Source organism: Streptomyces parvus, from assembly GCF_014648875.1.
In the GTDB taxonomy this organism is placed as follows: Bacteria; Actinomycetota; Actinomycetes; order Streptomycetales; family Streptomycetaceae; genus Streptomyces; species Streptomyces parvus.
Genome location: NZ_BMRY01000002.1, coordinates 148,172 through 167,913, shown reverse-complemented (window position 1 = coordinate 167,913; position 19,742 = coordinate 148,172). Strand labels below are relative to the sequence as shown.

General features: G+C 71.8%; 13 protein-coding genes and 1 pseudogene. 2 read left to right on the top strand and 12 right to left on the bottom strand.

All coding sequences use genetic code 11. The features are described from left to right. The first annotated feature begins 80 nt into the window (after positions 1-80). Positions 81-1,247, top strand: a complete 1,167-nt coding sequence (locus IE140_RS06915) for an alkaline phosphatase PhoX (protein ID WP_150197345.1) — start codon at positions 81-83, stop codon at positions 1,245-1,247. An 84-nt stretch (positions 1,248-1,331) separates the two neighbouring features. Here IE140_RS06915 and IE140_RS06910 read toward each other — a convergent pair whose 3' ends face one another. From IE140_RS06910 to IE140_RS06875, 8 genes are all read right to left on the bottom strand, one after another. Continuing rightward, the gene (locus IE140_RS06910; RefSeq protein ID WP_032775979.1) at positions 1,332-1,742 is read right to left on the bottom strand and encodes a VOC family protein; all 411 of its coding nucleotides are present in this window, start codon (positions 1,740-1,742) and stop codon (positions 1,332-1,334) included. A gap of 130 nt (positions 1,743-1,872) precedes the next feature. Beyond that, entirely contained in the window at positions 1,873-2,910 is a 1,038-nt protein-coding gene (locus IE140_RS06905; protein ID WP_150197346.1) for an ArsR/SmtB family transcription factor, read from the bottom strand. 636 nt (positions 2,911-3,546) lie between these two features. Further along, positions 3,547-6,258: a pyruvate, phosphate dikinase gene (ppdK, locus tag IE140_RS06900; protein ID WP_093806528.1), complete on the bottom strand. Its 2,712-nt coding sequence runs from the start codon at positions 6,256-6,258 to the stop codon at positions 3,547-3,549. Positions 6,259-6,623: 365 nt separating this feature from the next. After that, positions 6,624-7,307, bottom strand: a complete 684-nt coding sequence (locus tag IE140_RS06895) for an HAD family hydrolase (protein ID WP_150197348.1) — start codon at positions 7,305-7,307, stop codon at positions 6,624-6,626. Continuing rightward, on the bottom strand, positions 7,304-8,485 hold the full coding sequence (locus IE140_RS06890; RefSeq protein ID WP_373296150.1) for an ABC transporter ATP-binding protein: 1,182 nt from the start codon (positions 8,483-8,485) through the stop codon (positions 7,304-7,306). The genes IE140_RS06895 and IE140_RS06890 overlap by 4 nt, the downstream gene beginning before the upstream one ends. Positions 8,486-8,491: 6 nt before the next feature. Next, entirely contained in the window at positions 8,492-9,547 is a 1,056-nt protein-coding gene (locus IE140_RS06885) for an ABC transporter permease (protein WP_229826720.1), read from the bottom strand. Continuing rightward, on the bottom strand, positions 9,535-10,449 hold the full coding sequence (locus IE140_RS06880; protein WP_150194481.1) for an ABC transporter permease: 915 nt from the start codon (positions 10,447-10,449) through the stop codon (positions 9,535-9,537). The genes IE140_RS06885 and IE140_RS06880 overlap by 13 nt, the downstream gene beginning before the upstream one ends. Next, positions 10,449-11,627, bottom strand: coding sequence for an ABC transporter substrate-binding protein (locus IE140_RS06875; protein ID WP_189460192.1), 1,179 nt, complete (start codon positions 11,625-11,627; stop codon positions 10,449-10,451). The genes IE140_RS06880 and IE140_RS06875 overlap by 1 nt, the downstream gene beginning before the upstream one ends. 259 nt (positions 11,628-11,886) lie before the next feature. On the opposite strand from IE140_RS06875, the pseudogene IE140_RS06870 reads away from it, so the two are divergent. Next, a pseudogene (locus tag IE140_RS06870) lies at positions 11,887-12,641 on the top strand (GntR family transcriptional regulator). A 17-nt stretch (positions 12,642-12,658) separates the two neighbouring features. Here IE140_RS06870 and dusB read toward each other — a convergent pair. The 4 genes from dusB to rph all read right to left on the bottom strand — a co-directional run bounded on the left by dusB (position 12,659) and on the right by rph (position 19,548). Next, positions 12,659-13,807, bottom strand: a complete 1,149-nt coding sequence (gene dusB / locus IE140_RS06865) for a tRNA dihydrouridine synthase DusB (protein WP_150194476.1) — start codon at positions 13,805-13,807, stop codon at positions 12,659-12,661. 351 nt (positions 13,808-14,158) lie between these two features. Beyond that, complete coding sequence (locus IE140_RS06860) at positions 14,159-15,586, bottom strand: hypothetical protein (protein WP_150194474.1); 1,428 nt, start codon at positions 15,584-15,586, stop codon at positions 14,159-14,161. 259 nt (positions 15,587-15,845) lie between these two features. Then, complete coding sequence (locus tag IE140_RS06855) at positions 15,846-16,814, bottom strand: glutaminase (protein WP_150194472.1); 969 nt, start codon at positions 16,812-16,814, stop codon at positions 15,846-15,848. A gap of 100 nt (positions 16,815-16,914) precedes the next feature. Next, positions 16,915-19,548, bottom strand: coding sequence for a rifamycin-inactivating phosphotransferase (gene rph / locus IE140_RS06850; RefSeq protein ID WP_150194490.1), 2,634 nt, complete (start codon positions 19,546-19,548; stop codon positions 16,915-16,917). Between the last annotated feature and the right edge of the window lie 194 nt (positions 19,549-19,742).

The following is a 19,742-nucleotide window of genomic DNA, read 5'->3' as shown; positions in this document are numbered from 1 at the left end:
AATTGCCGCCTCCTACAGTCCTGACGCGCGACCCGCCGGCCTGTCCGGGGCGGCGGGCCACACTCATGCGTGGAGTGATCGTGGAACGTCGGAACTTCTTGCGCACCGCGGTGATCGGCGGCTCGGCGGCCGCCTTCGGCGGCACCCTGTGGCGGGGCGCCGCCTTCGCCGACCCGGCCCAGCCGGCCCCCGGCCCGTACGGCACGCTCCAGGCGGCCAACGGGGACGGGATCCGGCTGCCGAGCGGCTTCACCAGCCGCGTGATCGCCCGTTCCGGGCAGACCGTGCCCGGCACCTCCTACCGCTGGCACAGCGCGCCCGACGGCGGCGCCACGTACGCCGACGGCTCGGGCTGGATCTATGTCTCCAACGCCGAGGTCTCCCCGAGCAGCGGGGGCGGGGCGAGCGCGGTGCGGTTCAACTCCTCGGGGACGGTGACGGCCGCGTACCGCATCCTGGGCAACACGAACAACAACTGCGCGGGCGGCGCCACCCCGTGGAAGACCTGGCTGTCCTGCGAGGAGGTCACCCGGGGGTACGTCTACGAGACCGACCCGTGGGGCGTGAACGCGGCGGTACGGCGTCCGGCGATGGGCCGCTTCAAGCACGAGGCGGCGGCCGCGGACCCGGACCACGGCTACATCTATCTGACCGAGGACGAGAGCGACGGCCGCTTCTACCGCTTCCGGCCGACGACCTGGGGGAATCTGTCGAGCGGCACGTTGCAGGTGCTGGTGGCGGGCACGGGCACATCCGGCTCGGTGAGCTGGGCGAACGTACCGGACCCGGCCGCCTCCTCCACCCAGACGCGGTACCAGGTGTCCGGGGCGAAGGTGTTCAACGGCGGCGAGGGCTGCTTCTACGCGGCGGGCACCTGCTGGTTCACCACCAAGGGCGACAACCGGGTGTGGGCGTACGACGCGACCACCTCGTCGATCTCGCTCGCCTACGACGACTCGCTGGTGACGGGCGGCTCCGCGCCGCTGACCGGGGTGGACAACGTCACCCGGTCCAGGTCCGGCGATCTCTACATCGCGGAGGACGGCGGGAACATGGAGATCTGCCTGATCACTCCGGACGACACGGTGGCCCCGTTCCTGCGGATCACCGGGCAGTCCGGTTCGGAGATCACCGGCCCCGCGTTCTCGCCGGACGGCAGCCGGCTCTACTTCTCCTCGCAGCGCGGGACGAGCGGCAGTTCCTCCGGCGGTATCACCTACGAGGTGAGGGGGCCGTTCCGCAGCTGACCCGGAGGCGGGGGCGGGGGCGGACGCCCGCGTGCGCCGGGGCTCCCCCGTGCCCCCGGCGCACGCGCTCGCGGGCCGGACCGCTCAGCTCTCGCCCTGGGCGGCGGCCTCGTCCATCCACATGACCTCCCAGATGTGGTGGTCGGGGTCCTGGAACGAGCGCCCGTACATGAAGCCCATGTCCTGCGTCTCGCCGGCCGGGAACCCGCCGGAGGCCAGCGCGGCGTCGACGATCTCGTCGACCTTCTCGCGGCTGTCGGCGCTGAGCGCGAGGATGACCTCGGTCGCCTTCGAGGCGTCGACGACGTCCTTCTTGGTGAAGTCTCTGAAGCGCTCCTCCGTCATCAGCATCGCGAAGATCGTGTCGCTGATCACCAGACACGCGGTCTTGTCGTCGCTGAACGCCGGGTTGGTCGTGAAGCCGAGCTTCCCGAAGAAGCCCACCGTCGTCTCCAGGTTCTTCACCGGCAGGTTCACGAAGATCATCTGAGCCATGGTCGTTTCCTCTTCCTCTGTCCCGTGGCGCCCGCGGTGCTCCGTCCGGCGCTTTCGATGGTTAGACGGCGGGGCCGCGCAGAACTCATCGCCATCGGCAGAGAAATTTTCCGGGGCCCCCGGCGGCACCCTAGTGGAGGGTCAGCGGGGCGCCTCCGCGCAGCAGGGAGCCGCCGAGCGGGGTCAGGGTGTGGAGGACCGAGCTGCCGTGGCGCAGCGTCAGGACCAGGCCCGCCTCGCGCAGCACGGAGGCGTGCTGGCTCGCGGAGGCCAGCGACACGCCGGCCCTGCGGGCGAGTTCACTGGTGGTGCAGCCCGTCCCTATGGAGGAGAGGACGGCCGAGCGGGTGTGCCCGACGAGCCGGCCGAGCCAGGGGCCCGGCTCGGCGAAGACCGGGGCGCCGGGGTTGGTCACCGGATAGACGAGGACGGGCGGGAGCGAGGGGTCCCGGTAGACGACGGGCGTGCCCCGGCAGAAGAAGGACGGCTGGAGCAGCAGCCCGCGCCCGTCCAGGTGCAGATCGCGGTCGACGGGGTAGTCCGCCTCCAGCATGGGTGAGCGCCACCGGATCGTCGGCGGCAGGGTGGCCAGCAGCTCGTCCGTGCCGCCGTCCAGCAGGGCCCTGCCGCGCACCGCCCGGTCCGCCTCGATGCTGGCCCGGATGTGCGGCCAGTAGGGCTCGACGGCCGCCTGGTGGTAGCTGCGGAGCGCTCCGATGAGCCGGGTGAGCGGTTCGGCGCGGCCCTCCATGAGCGCGGCGGGCAGCGCCGCGCCCGCCTTTCCCGCCCCGGCGGCCCGCTGACCGACCGGCCGGTCTGTCCGCTGCCGCGTCCGGTCGGCGGCCAGCAGCTCCAGTTCCGCGTGGACCCGCTCGGCGGGCGTGTCACGCAGGGCCTCCATTCCGACGTCGAGCCCGAAGGGCTCGGCGCCTTCCCGAGAGGGCGTCAGGAAATCCGGGAAATAGCCGCGGGGCGGAACGACCGCCGCCAGCAGCTGCGCCTCACCATTCAGCCGCGCCCGGGATTCCGTACGCCATTTCCCGAACACCGTCGAGGCGCGCCGGTCCCTGAGCCGGTGAAAACTCAGAATGGTTTCCCACAAGGCGTCCGGTCTCGTGGCCATCCGCACCCGCGAAAGGTCCAGCCTTGACATATGGATCCGCAGCACCGCTCCCCCACCTGTTGCATCCGCAATTGCCCCCACCGAAGGGTATGCGGACCGTCACAGGAGGTCACCACGGGGTTTCGGCCAGAAGTGAAAGGTGTCGCCCCGTTCCGCTTCACCGATAAGGCTGTACGACGTCGGGTACGCATCCGGTGCCCACCGGATGAGCACGTGAAGGCCGTGGGGGGCTTTGTGTGTTCGGCGGCGGTGGGCGACGGTGCGGCTCCGTACCCGACGGGGGTAAGCCGGGTGCGGTCCATGGGTGGGGATCCATGGACCGCACCCCGGTCCACCACCCCCGGTCGTCACCCGAATTTCTTTGCGTATTAAACAGAGCAATGTGCTCTGCGCCACATTCTTCGCGCGCCATTCGGTGCGCGCTCCTGACGGCTTGTCCGCACCGCCGGTCATTTCCGCGCACGCAAGGCGAAGCGGCGGCACCCCCGCACAGGATGCCGCCGCTTCTCGGTGCTCCGGGGCCGCCGCCGGGCCGCTGCGCCCGGTGAGGGCCGGGCTCGGCTTCCGGGGCGGTCCCGGAGGGGCAGGCCGCTCGGCGGCCTTGGTCGGTGGGCAGGGCTGTTCGTGCAGCCCTGCCCCTGAGGTCCGGGGTGTTCGTGCACCCCGGACCGTGAGTCCGGGTCAGCGGCTGTCGCTGCCCCGGGACTCGGCTGCGGCCCGGCCCGCCTCCAGGCGGGCTACCGGGATGCGGAACGGCGAGCAGGACACGTAGTCCAGACCCACCTCGTGGAAGAAGTGCACCGACTCCGGGTCGCCGCCGTGCTCGCCGCAGACGCCGAGCTTGAGGTCCGGGCGGGTGGCCCGGCCGGCCTCGACGGCGCTGCGGACCAGCGAGCCGACGCCGTCCTTGTCGATCGTCTCGAACGGGGAGACCCCGAAGATGCCCTTCTCCAGGTACGCGGTGAAGAACGAGGCCTCCACGTCGTCGCGGGAGAAGCCCCACACCGTCTGGGTCAGGTCGTTCGTGCCGAAGGAGAAGAACTGCGCGGCCTCGGCGATCTGGCCCGCCGTCAGCGCGGCGCGCGGCAGCTCGATCATGGTGCCGATGGTCAGCTTGAGGTCGGTGCCGGTGGCGGCCTGGACCTCCTCGATGACCCGGTCGGCCTCCTCGCGGACGATCTCCAGCTCCTGGACCGTACCCACGAGCGGGATCATGATCTCGGCGCGCGGGTCGCCCTTGGCGTTCTTGCGGTGGGCGGCGGCCTCGGCGATCGCCCGGACCTGCATGGCGAACAGACCGGGGATGACCAGGCCGAGACGCACGCCACGCAGGCCCAGCATCGGGTTCTGCTCGTGCAGCTTGTGCACGGCCTGGAGGAGGCGCAGGTCGTTCTCGTTGGCGTCCTTGCGGGACTCCGCGAGCGCGACGCGGACCGACAGCTCGGTGATGTCGGGCAGGAACTCGTGCAGCGGCGGGTCCAGGAGGCGGACGGTGACGGGCAGTCCGTCCATCGACTCGAACAGCTCGATGAAGTCGGCCTTCTGGAGCGGCAGAAGCGCGGCGAGAGCGGTCTCGCGCTCCTCGTCGGTGTCCGCCAGGATCAGCTTCTCGACCATCTCGCGGCGCTCGCCGAGGAACATGTGCTCGGTGCGGCACAGGCCGATACCCTGGGCGCCGAAGCGGCGGGCCCGCAGGGCGTCCTCGGCGTTGTCGGCGTTGGCCCGTACGCGCAGCCGGCGTACCCGGTCCGCGTACGCCATGATCCGGTGCACGGCGGCGACCAGCTCGTCGGCGTCGTCGGCGCCCGCGTGCATGCGGCCCTCGAAGTACTCGACGACCGGGGACGGTACGACGGGGACCTCGCCCCGGTAGACCTTGCCGGTGGAGCCGTCGATCGAGACGAGGTCGCCCTCCTCGATCACGGTGCCGCCGACCGTCATCCGGCGGCGCTTGGTGTCGACCTCCAGGTCCTCGGCGCCGCAGACACAGGTCTTGCCCATGCCGCGCGCCACGACGGCGGCGTGCGAGGTCTTGCCGCCGCGCGAGGTGAGGATGCCCTCGGCGGCGATCATGCCTTCGAGGTCGTCGGGGTTGGTCTCGCGGCGGATCAGGATGACCTTCTCGCCGGAGCGGGACCACTTGATCGCGGTGTACGAGTCGAAGACGGCCTTGCCGACGGCGGCGCCGGGCGAGGCGGCGATGCCCCGGCCGAGCAGCTCGGTCTTCGCCTCGATGTCGAAGCGCGGGAACATCAGCTGGGCGAGCTGGGCGCCGTTGACCCGCTGGAGGGCCTCGGCCTCGTCGATCAGGCCCTGGTCCACGAGCTGGGTGGCGATACGGAAGGCGGCGCCGGCGGTGCGCTTGCCGACCCGGGTCTGGAGCATCCAGAGCTGGCCGCGCTCGATGGTGAACTCGATGTCGCAGAGATCCTTGTAGTGGTTCTCCAGGGTCTCCATGATCTGCATGAGCTGGTCGTACGACTTCTTGTCGATCGACTCCAGATCGGCGAGCGGCACCGTGTTGCGGATACCGGCGACGACGTCCTCGCCCTGCGCGTTCTGGAGGTAGTCGCCGTAGACGCCCTGGTGGCCGCTGGCCGGGTCGCGGGTGAAGGCGACGCCCGTACCGGAGTCGGGGCCCAGGTTGCCGAAGACCATCGAGCAGACGTTGACGGCCGTGCCGAGGTCGCCGGGGATGCGCTCCTGGCGGCGGTAGAGCTTGGCCCGGTCGGTGTTCCACGAGTCGAAGACCGCGTTTATGGCGAGGTCCATCTGCTCGCGCGCGTCCTGCGGGAACTCGCGTCCGGCCTCGGACTCGACGATCTTCTTGAACTGCTTGACCAGCTTCTTCAGGTCGGCCGCGGCGAGGTCGGTGTCGACCGTGACCTTCTTCGCGTGCTTGGCGGCCTCCAGGGCCTCCTCGAAGAGCTCGCCGTCGACCCCGAGGACGGTCTTGCCGAACATCTGGATGAGGCGGCGGTAGGAGTCCCAGGCGAAGCGCTCGTCACCGGACTGGGTGGCGAGACCGGCCACCGAGGCGTCGGAGAGACCGATGTTCAGGACCGTGTCCATCATGCCCGGCATGGAGAACTTGGCGCCGGAGCGGACGGAGACCAGCAGCGGGTCGTCGGCCTGGCCGAGCTGCTTGCCCATGCGCTCTTCCAGCGCCTTGAGGTGCGCACTCACCTCGTCGCGCAGCGCGGTCGGCGCGTCGCCGCTCTCCAGGTAGACCTTGCAGGCCTCGGTGGTGATCGTGAAGCCCGGAGGGACGGGCAACCCGAGGTTGGTCATCTCGGCGAGGTTGGCGCCCTTGCCGCCCAGAAGATCCTTCAGATCCTTGTTGCCCTCGGTGAAGTCGTAGACGAACTTCTGGGGATCTTTGTTTTCCGACACGGGTCTCGACTCCTCGAGGACGCGGTGGCTGCCCTGACGGCGAGGAACATACCCAGATCGAAGGTGTATGGGTACGTCCACTTGGTCGTCATGCGGCCGCAACCACCCGTCCGCCAGCAGATCGAAAGGGTCGCCCGGCCGAAGCGCAGGAATCCTTGCCTTCACCTCCTGAAGACGACATGGCCGAAACTTGACCATAGCCGCTCACCTGAGAGGGGTCCGGAGCAGGTGAGTCCACTTCTCGAAGGCAAGAAGGTGGCACTGAGTGCCACGCCTTCCAGAAGTGCAGCCGACCTCTTTCCGCTCATCTGAGCGCAACCCCGATCAAGGGTGGCGTGAATCACGCCCGATTCGGACCCCGGATTTCAGGATCCGGACGCCTCGGGACGCCTCAGGCAGTCGCTGAGCACCCCGAGATCCACCTCTTCCAGGCTACGGGCGAAGGTCCTCCCCCGCGCGGGATCGACCGGCAGCAGCGAGGGCACGACCAGCACGGCACACCCCGCGGCGTGCGCGGACGCGGTGCCGTCCGGGGAGTCCTCGACGGCCACGCAGGCCGAGGCGGGGACCCCGAACCGGGTCGCCGCGGCCATGTACGGATCGGGATGCGGCTTGGTCCGTACGGTGTCGTCGGCCGAAAGCGTGAAGGCGAAGGGCGCCTCGGCCAGCGCCCCCGTCACCACCGCGTCCACCACGCTCCGGGGTGAGGCGCTGACCAGGGCGAACGGCACCCGGTGCCGCTCCAGGGCGGCCAGCAGGGCGGCGGCCCCGGGGCGCAGCGGGGCGCCCGCGTCGACCTTGCGGTGGAAGGAGCCGGTGAGCTCGGCGGCGACGGCGGGCAGCCCGTCCGCCGTACCGCCCGTCACCGCGATCAGATGAGCGGCGGTGTCCGCGACGGCCCGGCCGACGACTTCCGGCGCGTCCGCGTCGGTGAGCCGGTGGCCGAGTCCGGCGGCGACCTCGTGGGCGGTCTCCCACCAGAGGACCTCGGTGTCGACGAGGGTGCCGTCCATGTCGAACAGCACGGCCGCGGGCGCGGGGGCGCTCATGCCGTCGCCGCCTTCCCGACGACCAGCACCGGGCGCGGTACGGGCGTGACCCGGGCCCGTACGCCGGGCAGCAGGTCGGCGGCGTCCCGGGAGGCCAGGTCGGCCTTGACCGCGACGCCGTCCGGGAGGTCGAGCAGGACCCGGGTGACCGAGCCGAGGAACGAGGCGGAGACGACGGTGGCCGTGCCCTCGGGATCGGCCTCGACTCGGACGCCCTCGGGCCGGATCAGGACCTCGACGGGCCCGCTGCCGCCCGGGACCTCGCCGTCGGCCGGCAGAACCGGCAGGGTGCGGCCGGCGACCTCGACCGAACCGGTGCCGGTCAGGCGGCCCGGCAGCCGGTTCATGGTGCCGACGAACTCGGCGACGAACGCGGTGGCGGGGCGTTCGTACAGCTCGGCCGGGGGCGCGCACTGCTCCAGGCGGCCCGCGTTGAGGACGGCGACCCGGTCGGCCATGGAGAGGGCCTCCTCCTGGTCGTGGGTGACGAAGATGGTGGTGATCCCGAGCGAGAGCTGAAGGCGGCGGATCTCCTCGCGGAGGGTGAGCCGGACCTTGGCATCGAGTGCCGAGAGCGGTTCGTCGAGGAGCAGCACCCGGGGGCGCAGGGCGAGCGCGCGGGCCAGGGCGACGCGCTGCTGCTGGCCGCCGGACATCTGATGCGGGAAGCGGCCGCCGTGGTCGGGCAGCCCGACCAGGTCGAGGAGTTCGGCGGCGGTGGCGTACCGCTCGGCGGCGGACACCTTCCGTACGCGCAGCCCGAAGGCCACGTTGTCGCGGGCGTTGAGGTGCGGGAAGAGGCTGTAGGACTGGAAGACCATCCCGGCGTCGCGCCGGTTGGCGGGGACCCGGGTGATGTCCTCGCCGTCGACCAGGACCTCGCCGGAGTCCGGCTGCTCGAACCCGGCGAGCACCCGCAGCGCGGTGGTCTTGCCGCAGCCGGAGGGGCCGAGGAGGGCGAGCAGTTCGCCGGGTTCGGCGGTGAGGTCGAGCCCGTCGAGGGCGACGGTCGGGCCGAACGCGCGGCGCAGCGCGCGGAACTCCACCCGGGCTCCGGCAGCGGAGGGCGCTCCCCCGGCGGCCTTGGCCGCGTCGGGGCTGGGGCCGGCTGCGGCGGCGGGCCGGGCCGGATCGCGGTGTCCGGCTGCGGCGGCGGGCGGGACGGGCAGGGCTGACATGGGCGGCTACTCCTTGCCGGGTACGGGGGTGGGGGCGGCGGACGCGGTGGTGGCGGTTCCGGAGGCGGCGGCGGCTGCTGAAGCGGCGGGTCCTGAGGTGGCACCGGAGGCGGCGGCTGCGGCTGAAGCGGCGGCTCCTCCTGAGGTGGCACCGGCGGCCGGTGCCCCGGCCGCCGGGCCGCTTCCGGCCCGGGAGAGAACGAGCAGCAGGGCCCAGGTGATCAGCAGGGAGAGCAGGGACACCGCGACCGACATCCGGGCCTCGGCGCCGGAGACGGAGACGATCCACACCGCGAACGGCCGGAAGCCCAGCAGAGAGGCGACGGTGTACTCGCCGAGCACCAGGGCCAGGGTGAGGAAGGAGGCCCCGGCGAGCGAGGAGCGCAGATTGGGCAGGATGACGCGGAGGATCACGTACAGCCGCCCGGCCCCGCAGTTCCGGGCCGCCTCCACCAGCGTGGGCACGTCGACCGCGCGGAGCCCCGCGTCCAGCGAGCGGTGCACGAACGGCAGCGCCAGCACGGTGTAAGCGAGGACCAGCACCACCGGGAACGACTCGTTCTGCACGGCGAGGAAGGTCTGGTAGAGCGGCGTGCGGGAGAAGTGGTCGGGCCCCCAGCGCAGCACCGTGGCGATCCCGGTGACCAGCGCGATCGGCGGCACCACCAGCGGCAGCATGCAGACGATCTCGACGACGGCGCGCAGCCGGGGCGGCCCGAGCCGGACCGCGACCAGGGCGGGTACGACGAGCAGCAGGGCGAGCGCGATGGTGGCGGCGGCGAGGGAGAGCGAGAGGAAGAGGCTCTCGGTGAAGCCGTCGGCCGACAGGATCCCGCTGTACGCGGCGAAGGTGAGTCCCTGCCCCGGCACATGGACGGTGAAGACGAACGAGGAGATCAGCGGGGTGAGGAAGTACAGCCCGGCGACGGTGAGCACGGCCCCGCGCCAGTAACGGGGCCGGCGGCGTCGGGCCGTGACGGGCACGGCGCCCGGGGAAACCGGGGACGTGGAGTCAGGGGACGTGGAGTCAGGAGAAAGGGAGACGGGGGTCAGCGCAGCCATCGGGAACTCCGTCGCTGGAGGGGCAGGTAGACGGCCATCACCAGTCCGGCGATCACGATCATGTCGAGGCTGAGCGCCAGGGCCACGTTCTCCTGGCCGACCAGGACGTTGCCCGAGAGGGCGTCGGCGATCTTCAGGGTGACCAGCGGGACGGAGCCGCCGACGAGGGCGGCGGCGGTGGCGTGCGCGGCGAAGGCGCTGCCGAAGAGCAGGACGAACCCGCCGAGCAGCGAGGGCGCGAGGACGGGCAGGCCGACGTGGCGCCAGAACTGCCCGGTGGAGGCCCCGGTGCTGAGCGCCGCCTCGCGCCACTGGGGGCGCAGTCCGTCCAGCGCGGGGACGACGACGAGGACCATGAGCGGGACGAGGAAGTAGAGGTAGATGACGGTGAGCCCGGTGAAGGAGTAGAGGTTCCAGCCGAGGGCGTCCAGGTGCCCGAGCTCCGTGACGACCCCGGAGATGCCGAGGGTCGCGACGAAGGCGAAGGCGAGCGGGATCCCGCCGAAGTTGGCGAGCACCCCGGAGGCGGTGAGGACCGCGCCGCGCAGGGCGCCGCGCCGGGAGGTGACGACGGCCTGGGCGATGAGCACCCCGAGCACGGTGGCGAGGGCGGCGGTCAGCGCGGAGAGCTGGACGCTGCCGGTGAGCGAGGTGAGGTAGGGCCCCTGGAGCGAACGCGAGAGGTGCTCGCCGGTGAACTCGGTGGTCCCGGCGACCGGATCGGTGCGCGTGAACGCCCCGTACAGCAGGGCCCCGGCGGGCAGTCCGAAACAGAGCCCGGCGAAGACGAGCAGCGGGAGCGCGCCGAGCCAGACGCGGGACGGGCGGCGGCGGGCCCGGCCGCCGCCCTGCTCGGTGGCCGCCCCGGGACCCGGGGCGGCGGACGGGTGCGGGACGGTCATCAGGAGACGGCCTTGTCCCAGTTCTCGGCGAGGGTGGCGTTGGCCTCGTCCAGCTCCTCGGAGCTGGGGAACGCCGGGGTGCCTTCGACCTTCGGCAGCTTGGCGACGAAGGTCTTGTCGGCGGTGCCGTCCTCGGTCATGGCGGGCAGCAGCACGGGGCGGGCGTACCCCTTGAGCCAGAGGTTCTGGCCCTCGGCGCTGTAGAGGTACTCCATCCACAGGCGGGCGGCGGCCGGGTGCGGGGCGTCCTTGTTGATGGCCTGCGAGTAGAACTGGGCGTACACGCCGTCGGTCGGCACGGAGACCTTCCAGTCGACGCCCTTGCCCTTGAACTGGTCGGCGTACCCGGCGTTCAGGTAGTCCCAGTCGATGCTGATGGGCGTCTCGCCCTTCTCGACGGTGGCCGGGGTGGACTCGACGGGGATGAAGTTGCCGCTCTTCTTCAGCTTGCCGAAGAAGTCGATGCCGGGCTGGATGTCGCCGAACGAGCCCTTGTTGGCGAGGGAGGCCGCGTACACGCCGCCGAACGCGGAGCCGGACTTGGTCGGGTTGCCGTTGAGCGCGACCTTCCCCTTGTACTCGGGCTTGAGCAGATCGGCGAAGGTTTCGGGGCAGGTGGCGATGCGGGCGGCGTCGCAGCCGATGGAGACGTAGCCGCCGTAGTCGTTGTACCAGCGGCCGTCGGCGTCCTTCTGGCTGTCGGGGATCCGGTCCCAGGCGGTGACCTTGTACGGGGCAAAGAGGTTCTCGGCGGCACCGCTGCGGGCGAAGGCGATGCCGAGGTCGAGGACGTCGGGGGCGCGCTTCTGGCCCTTGCGGGACTTGACGGCGGCTATCTCGTCGGAGCTGGAGGCGTCGGGGGTCTCGCTCTTGATCCTGACCTTGTACTTCGCCTGGAACGCCTTGATGATCTCGCCGTAGTTCGCCCAGTCCGGCGGAAGGGCGATCACGTTCAGCTCGCCCTCCTTCTCGGCGGCGGCGACCAGCTTCTCCATCCCGCCGAAGTCGGCGACCGAAGTCGCCTCGGTCGACTTCACCCCGTTCACCCCGGTGGCGGCCTTTTCCTCGGGCGCGGCGCCGCACGCGGTAAGTGCGGTGAGTGCGGCGGTGGAGAGGGCGAGAGCGGCAACGGCACGGCCGTTGGCACGCGTGAGGGGGCGGGGTCGGGCTCTGTGCACGGTCTGTCTCCCGGGAGCGAAGTGAGGGCCACTTGTTCATACAAGCTGGCATCAGTTCGCCCGGCCCAGGTGTCCGAGGAGTTAACGCCCGATGACCGGTGCCGCAAGAGCCGAGGAAGAGGAATCCGGTGATATCGGGGTTATTGCAGGTACGGAAGCCGTGCTCGGCGGGGCTCGGAGGAAGGGCTGAGGTGAGAACCGATCCATGCCCCGGACAGACAACTGTGCACAGCTCGGAGGCACTGACCAACGGGGGCGCGTGGGCCGTTCACGCTACGAGGAGATCGCCGAGTCGCTCCGGCAGGCGATCCGGGGCGGCGTCCACCCGCCGGGCTCCCGGCTGCCGTCCGAGAGCGACCTCGCCGCAGAGTGGGGGGCCTCGCGCGGCACGGTCCGCCAAGCGGTGGCGCTGCTGGCCTCGTAGGGCCTGATCGGCTCCCGGCAAGGGGCGCGCCGGACGGTCCTGCGCCAGGAGCGCCGCCAGAGTTTCGAGCAGCTCAACAGCTTCGCGCAGTGGGCGCGGGCGACGGGCTGCAGGTCACCGGCCGCATCCTGACCCGGACCACGCGCCCCGCGACCGAGGAGGAGGCGGCCCGCCTGGACGTCGGGCCGGGCAGCGAGGTCCTGTTCGTCCTGTGGCTTCGGCACCTGGACGGCGAGCCAGTGATGGTGGAGCGGACGGTGTACGCGGACTGGGTGGCCCCGGTGGTCCGGGCGCTGCCCGAGGACTGCGTCTCGATCATGGACAGCATCGCCGAGGAAGCGGACATCGTGGCGCGCTGCGGCGAGCACCTGATCGACGCGGTGGCGGCGGGCAGCGAGGACGCCCGGCTGCTACGGATCCGCCGGGCCGGCCCGCTGCTGCGCCGGCGCCACCTGACGTACACGGCGGCGGGCCGGGCCATCGAGTGGACGGACGACCGCTACCGGGCGGGCAGCGTCGTCTTCACCGTGATGAACAGCACGGCGGCTGCGCCGTTGGAGCGGCGGGCGGGGCCGGGCACGGCGGGGTGAGCCACTCCCGTACCGCTTCAGCCGCCGGAGGTGTCCAGCTCCGCGTCGGCGCTGACGCCCGAGCAGTCGTACGGGTCCTTGAGCCAGCCGTCCGGGAGGACGACCCGGTTGTTGCCGGAGGTCCGTCCGCGGGGCCCGTCGGCGCCGTCGGGCCAGGGCTGGTCGAGGTCCAGCTCGTGCAGCTGGCCGCCCAACTCCTCCAGGGAGGAGGTGACGGCGAGCTTCTTGCGCATCTCGGAGCCGACCGCGAAGCCCTTGAGATACCAGGCGACGTGCTTGCGGAAGTCGATGACGCCCCGCGCCTCGTCGCCGATCCACTCCCCGAGCAGCGTGGCGTGGCGCACCATGACCTCGGCGACCTCGCGCAGGGTGGGCGCGTGCCGTTCGCCGCGCCCCTCCATGGCGCTGACCAGATCGGCGAAGAGCCAGGGCCGCCCCAGGCACCCGCGCCCGACGACCACGCCGTCGCAGCCGGTCTCGCGCATCATCCGCAGGGCGTCGTCGGCGCACCAGATGTCGCCGTTGCCGAGGACAGGGATCTCCGGGACGTGCTCCTTGAGCCGGGCGATGGCGTCCCAGTCGGCGGTGCCGCCGTAGTGCTGGGCGGTGGTGCGCCCGTGCAGGGCGACGGCGGTCACGCCCTCCTCGACGGCGATGCGCCCGGCGTCGAGGAAGGTGAGGTGGTCGTCGTCGATGCCCTTGCGCATCTTGATGGTGACGGGGAGGTCCCCGGCGCCCGAGACGGCTTCCCGCAGGATGGCCCGCAGCAGGGGCCGCTTGTACGGGAGCGCGGAGCCGCCGCCCTTGCGGGTGACCTTGGGGACCGGGCACCCGAAGTTGAGGTCGATGTGGTCGGCGAGATTCTCGTCCACGATCATGCGGACGGCCTTGCCGACGGTGACCGGGTCCACTCCGTACAGCTGGATCGAGCGCGGCGTCTCGGTCGCGTCGAAGTGGATGAGCTGCATGGTCTTCTCGTTGCGCTCGACCAGCGCCCGCGTGGTGATCATCTCGCTGACGAACAGCCCCTTGCCCCCGGAGAACTCCCGGCACAGCGTCCGGAAGGGGGCGTTGGTGATACCGGCCATCGGGGCCAGCACGACCGGCGGCTGCACGGTGTGCGGGCCGATACGGAGCTGCGGGAGGGCGGGGGCGAGCGTGGTCATTGCTCCATTGTCGCGTACGCCGGACGGGTGGCGGGCCGGGCCGCGGCGGCGCTGCGACGGCGCCGTCGGGTACGAGGCCCCGGCAGAGGTGAAGGCGGACCCGCCCCGCGGAAGCGGGCGGACGGCCTGGTGGCGTTCTGGTGCACCGGGGTCGCCGTCCTCGGGGTCGCACCGCCGGCCAGGCGGACCCCGCCCCGCGGAAGCGGGCGGACGGTCTGGTGGCGTTCCGGTGCACCGGGGTCGCCGTCCTCGGGGCCGCACCGCCGGCGCTCCTGGGCATCGTCATCCTGCACCCCGGCGGCAAGGCGATCTCCGCCTGGGGGCTCGCGGCCTCCGCCGGTTACGCCCTGATCATCGGACTCGTCCACCACCGGGGATGCGGAGCACGACGCCCAGGACCAGCGCCGCGCTGCCGGCCACGCCGAGCAACAGCCTCGGGAAGAATCCCTGGACGAGGTCGCTGAAGAGCACGGCGCTGATCAGCACGGACAGTGCGAGGCTCGCCAGGACTCCCCAGCCCACGGTGAGGGGCCAGGTGCGGTGCGGCTGCCAGATCCGGACCTCTCGGGTCGCGTCCAGCGGGGCGTCCGCGCCTCCGGCCTCCACGCCCAGGTGGTCGGGCCGCTGCGGCGCGTGGATCTCGACGTGTCCGTACGCCACGCGGCCGCTGTCGAAGACGACCGCCGCGGGACAGACCGTCCACTTTTCCTCCGGGCGCCCGTTCTTGGCCTTGTTCAGACGGCCCCTCGCCCTACGGGCATCCCAGCAGAGCCACACGTGGCGGCCCTCGAGAGCCGGGCTCATGTCCGAGAAATCCGCCTCGGCACCCTTGAGCTGCAGTTCCGTTCCGGCACCCCGGATCCGGCCGGAACGGAACGTGCCACGCAGTGCGCGGGATCCGGGCAGGCTCAGCGTCTTCGCGTTGCGGACACCCACTGCGGTCACCACGGCCAATCCCATGACGATCAGCCAGGCGACGACGGCCAGGCCGAGTTGCCTGCCCGAGAGAGCCCGTTCGGCGAACAGACGCTCCACGTCCCCGTTGTAGCCCTCCAGCACACCGTCGTTCTTCCGGCTCGGCCCCACATAGCCCACGATGTCGGACCGGCCCGGGACGTAGATGACGGGTATCCGGTCGCCCACCTCGTACGGGGAGAGGCCGACCGACGTGGCGTACACCGAACGACGCCCGCGAGTCGGGTCCGCCCTCTTCCCCTTCTCCCCCGGCATGTCGAAGGTCAGCATCTGGTTGTACAGCGTGCGCGGCTTCCCCTTGTGCTCCCCGGCGTCCTCCGCCCTTGTGTCCGTGCCCGTGACGCGCAGGGTGTCGACCACCGCGCCGGCCTCCTTCAGCCTCCGCATCTCCGGCGGCGCCCCGGTGTCGGCCATGGCCAGCACGAAGCCGCAGACGACCGCCCAGGTGGCGACGGCAGCGGTGGCCAGCACGTAGGAGACACGTCCCGGCTGCCGGGGCAGGACGGCCGGTGGTCGCGCGGTGTCGTGGTCGGCGGCTCCGCCCGGGACGGGCTCGTCCAGCACCTGCCGGACCGCGTCGTCGCCGGTGATCAGGGGCGTACACGCGCGGTGGACCGCCAGCAGGACGATTCCGGCGGCAGCGACTCCCGCGCAGGCCATGAGCAGCCAGGACCGCTGACTGTGGCCGCCCCAGAAGACCAGCACCAGCGCCGCCACCAGGATCGCCACCGACCCGGCACCCGACGAAGCCATCAGCAGCAACGGCAGCCGCCGCTTCGCCCGCTCCCACGCAGCCCGGTCCACTGTCCGCCCCCGTCGCGCTCCGTCAGCCCTCTGCCCGCCCCTGTTCGAGCACGCTCGACAACTGTCGCACGTACAGGCGTATGCCCAGATGTTCCGGGAAGCCGGAGCTCCCCGGAACGTACGCTTGTGCGTGTCAGTCGCAGGGTTCGCTCTGCGGCGGGGTGTCGCGTGCCGGACGTACGCGGGACGAGGCAGGCGTCCACGCCGTTCGTACGCGTGGCCCCGCGCCGGAGCCTGCGGCGGAGGCCGCCGAGGCCGCTCAGAAGACGGACAGCCCGGTGAGCGTGGTGAACCGGTCGAGCGCCGCCACGCCCGCCACCGAGTTGCCGCGCCGGTCGAGCCCCGGGCTCCACACGCACAGGGTGCACACCCCGGGGACGACGGCGATGATCCCGCCGCCGACGCCGCTCTTGCCCGGCAGTCCCACCCGGTAGGCGAACTCCCCGGCCGCGTCGTACGTACCGCAGGTGAGCATGACCGCGTTGACCTGCTTGGCCTGGCTGCGGGTCAGCAGCGCGGAACCGTCGGCCCGGACGCCGTGCCGGGCGAGGAACCCGGCCGAGAGGGCCAGGTCCGCGCAGGACGCCTCGATCGAGCACTGGCGGAAGTAGGCGGCGAGCAGTTCGGGGACCGGAAGCGTGACGTTGCCGTAGGAGGCCATGAAGTGGGCCAGCGCGGCGTTGCGGTCGCCGTGGGCCGCTTCGGACCCGGCGACCTCCGGTACGAAGTCGATGGCGGGGTTGCCGCTCTCCTTGCGCAGCAGCTCCCGCACCTGCCCGGCGGCGTCCCCGGTCAGCGCCTGGAGCCGGTCGGTCACCACCAGGGCACCGGCGTTGATGAACGGGTTGCGGGGGATCCCGTTCTCGTACTCCAACTGCACCAGGGAGTTGAAGGGATTGCCCGACGGCTCACGGCCCACGCCCCGCCAGATCCGCTCACCGTCCAGGGAGAGCGCCAGGGCCAGCGCGAAGACCTTGGAGATGGACTGCGTCGAGAACGGTTGCCGCCAGTCCCCGACCCCGTACACCGTCCCGTCCGGCTCGGCGACGGCCATGCCGAAGCGCCGGGGGTCGACGCCCGCGAGCATCGGGATGTAGTCGGCGGGCGTGCCGTGGTCGTCGCGGGCGGCCATCTCCTCGGCTATGCGGCTGATGACGGAGCTGAAGCGGTGCGGGCCGGAGCGCGGAGCGGCACTGCTCGCCGGGGTGGCGGCGGAGGCGTGGGACACGGCGATTCCTGACGGGGAGAGGAGCGGGACCGGGACAAGGATGCCCGGAATGCCCCGGCACGACGAACCCGCCGTGCGTGGCCGCCCCCCTCGCCCCCCGTCAGTCCAGGATCTCGACGTACCCGTCCGTCCCGTGGACGCGGATGCGCTGTCCGTCCCGGATCAGCCGGGTGGCCCGGTCCACGCCCACGACGGCGGGCAGACCGTACTCGCGGGCGATCACCGCGCCGTGGGTCATCAGGCCGCCCACCTCCGTCACCAGTCCCGCGACGCCGAGGAACAGCGGGGACCAGCTGGGGTCGGTGAACCGTGTGACCAGGATGTCGCCCTCCTCCAGCTCGGCGTCGGCCAGGTCGAGGATGACGCGCGCCCGTCCCTCGACGCTCCCGGTGGAGACCGCGAGACCGGCCAGTGCGCCCGCCGGCACGTCGTCACGCCGGTAGGAGCCGGTGACGGCATCGCCGTCCGAGGTCAGCACCCGGGGCGGGGCGAGCGTTTCGTACGACCGGAACTCCTCCCTGCGCCGTGCGATCAGCCGGTCGTCGGCCCGGCGGGAGCGGACGACGTCTTCCAGCTCCTGGAAGGTGAGGTAGTAGACGTCCTCCCGCTCGGCGAGCACACCGTCCCGCACGAGCCGCCCGGCCTCTGCCAACAGGGCCTGCTTGTAGAGGAAGTAGCGGCAGACGATGCCGTACTTCGGGTACTCCCGGTATCCGGCGAACGCCCGCACCTGGTCGATCATCCGCTTCGCCTCGTCGGCCTTCCGCTCCCCGTCCGGCAGGGCCCGCAGCCGGGACAGCACGTCCCGCTCGGCCCGGAGCGCCTTCTGCCGCCCCTGCTCGAAGCGGCGCTCGGCGGCGCCCGGCCCGAAGTTCCGGACGTTGTCGAGGATCGGCGGGACCAGTGTGGCGGGGCGCTCGCTCCACCGGGGCCGCGTGATGTCGATCTCGCCGACGCAGCGCATGCCGTAGCGGCCGAGGTACGTCTCGATCGCTTCGCGCGCACCGGAGCCGCCGGGCCGTTTCACGAGCTCGTCCAGGAAGTCGTCGTGGTGTACGTCCACGCCGTTCAGGAAGGCCACCACCTCGGGGTGGGGGCGGATCGCGTCGGCCACGTCGAGCAGGTCGAGCCCCATCTCGGACGTGATGTTGCCGGGGGCGGAGAGCGTGAGCGTGTCAGCCGCGTTCTTCTCGCCCAGCCACTCCCCCAGCTTGTCGTTGAGCCACCAAGTGGCCTCCATCCCCGCCATGATCGCCCGCATGCTCAACGGGTCGCTGAGCACGCGCTTGTGCTCCTCGAAGGCCTCCGCCAGGAAGTCGAACAGCTCCGGGCCGCTCTTCGTCCGGATGCCGCGTTCCAGGGCCGCGAGGGACGTCTCGCTGCGTTCGACCAGCTCCGCCACGATGGCGGGATCGGCCTCGGTCACCGACGGTTCGGGGGCGCCGCCCGCCGGAGGGCCGACGGGGTCCGCGTCCGGAACCGGCGGAGCGGACCCGTCCCGCTCCAGCACCGTTTCCAGTGCATCCCTGACCAGCGGGTCGCCCTTCCCCAGGATGTCCAGCAGAGCGGAGCGGGACGCGGGCGAGGCCAGCCGCGGGGTGACGTCGACGAACAGCCGCCCGCCGGCCTCGTGCATCGGCACCATGGCGGTGCGCTGCCACATGGACCAGCCCAGCGGTTTCATGGCGTCGGTCATCATCTGCTGATGGCCCACGGAGACGTAGACGCTCGGGGCCCGGCCGCCCTCCGCGGCCTCCGGAAGGGGCGCGGGGGCCGGGACGGGGAACAGCGTCGTGATCGGGCGGCTCTGCACGATCCGGAACCCGTCGTCGGCCAGGCACCACTCGATGTCCTGCGGACACCCGAAGCGGGCCTCGATCCGCCGCCCGAGCCGCCCGAGCTCCACCACCTGCGCATCGGTCAGCGCCGGTCGCTCCCGCTGCTCCGGTTCGACCGTCACCTCCCGCGTACCGCCACCCGGCAGAGCCCGAACGGCGCGCTCCTTGACGGCGATCGTCCTGGTGACGACCTCGCCGTCCCGCACGGCGAAGACGTCCGGGTTCACCAGCCCGGAGACCAGCGCCTCGCCGAGCCCGAACCCGGCGTCCACGGTGGCGGTCCGCCGGTTGCCCGTGACGGGATCGGCGGTGAACAGGACCCCGGACGCGTCCGGGAAGACCATGCGCTGGACGACCACGGCCATGCGGACCGTCCGGTCGTCGATCCCGTTACGCCGCCGGTAGGTCACCGCGCGCTCGGTGAACAGCGAGGCCCAGCACCGGCTGATGTGCCGGAGGACCGCCGCGGGCCCCACGACGTTCAGGTACGTGTCCTGCTGCCCGGCGAACGAGGCCGTCGGCAGGTCCTCCGCCGTCGCGCTGGACCGCACGGCGTACGCGGCCCCCTCACCGGACCGGGCGACCGCCCCGGTGATCTCGGCCGCCAGGTCGTCCGGGAGCCCCGCCCCTTCGACGGCCCGCCGGACCTCCGCGCTGAGCTCCCGCACCGCCTGCCGGTCGTCCGGGTCGGCGCCCGCCAGCCGGTCGAGCAGCGCGTCGACGGTCGGAGTCCGCGCCACGACCCGCCGGAAGGCGTCCGTCGTCACGCAGAAACCGTCCGGCACCCGGACCCCGTCGATCCGGGAGAGCGCACCGAGATGGGCCGCCTTCCCTCCGACGAGCCCGGCCTGATCCTCGTCGACCTCGTCGAGACCGAGCACGTACGGCCCGCTCACGCCGCCCCCTTCGCGTCCCTCGTCGAACTTCTTGTCGCGCACGTCGTCATTCCAGGTGTCTTCCGCAGGCTGTGGCATAGGCGGACATTCTGAGCCCCACCCGGGGCCTTGCGGCAAGACCCCCTGTGCGCTATAAGTTGAGAGTGGCGAGGAGAGGTGTCTCCTCGCCTTTGTGCTGCGTACGGGCCCCGGCG

Coding starts and splice junctions, on each gene's coding strand:
- dusB (WP_150194476.1), bottom strand. CDS start 13,807: ATGACCACGCTCGCCCCCGCCCTCCCGCAGCTCCGTATCGGCCCGCAC.
- IE140_RS06895 (WP_150197348.1), bottom strand. CDS start 7,307: ATGAGCGCCCCCGCGCCCGCGGCCGTGCTGTTCGACATGGACGGCACC.
- IE140_RS06910 (WP_032775979.1), bottom strand. CDS start 1,742: ATGGCTCAGATGATCTTCGTGAACCTGCCGGTGAAGAACCTGGAGACG.
- IE140_RS06880 (WP_150194481.1), bottom strand. CDS start 10,449: ATGACCGTCCCGCACCCGTCCGCCGCCCCGGGTCCCGGGGCGGCCACC.
- IE140_RS06890 (WP_373296150.1), bottom strand. CDS start 8,485: ATGTCAGCCCTGCCCGTCCCGCCCGCCGCCGCAGCCGGACACCGCGAT.
- IE140_RS06885 (WP_229826720.1), bottom strand. CDS start 9,547: ATGGCTGCGCTGACCCCCGTCTCCCTTTCTCCTGACTCCACGTCCCCT.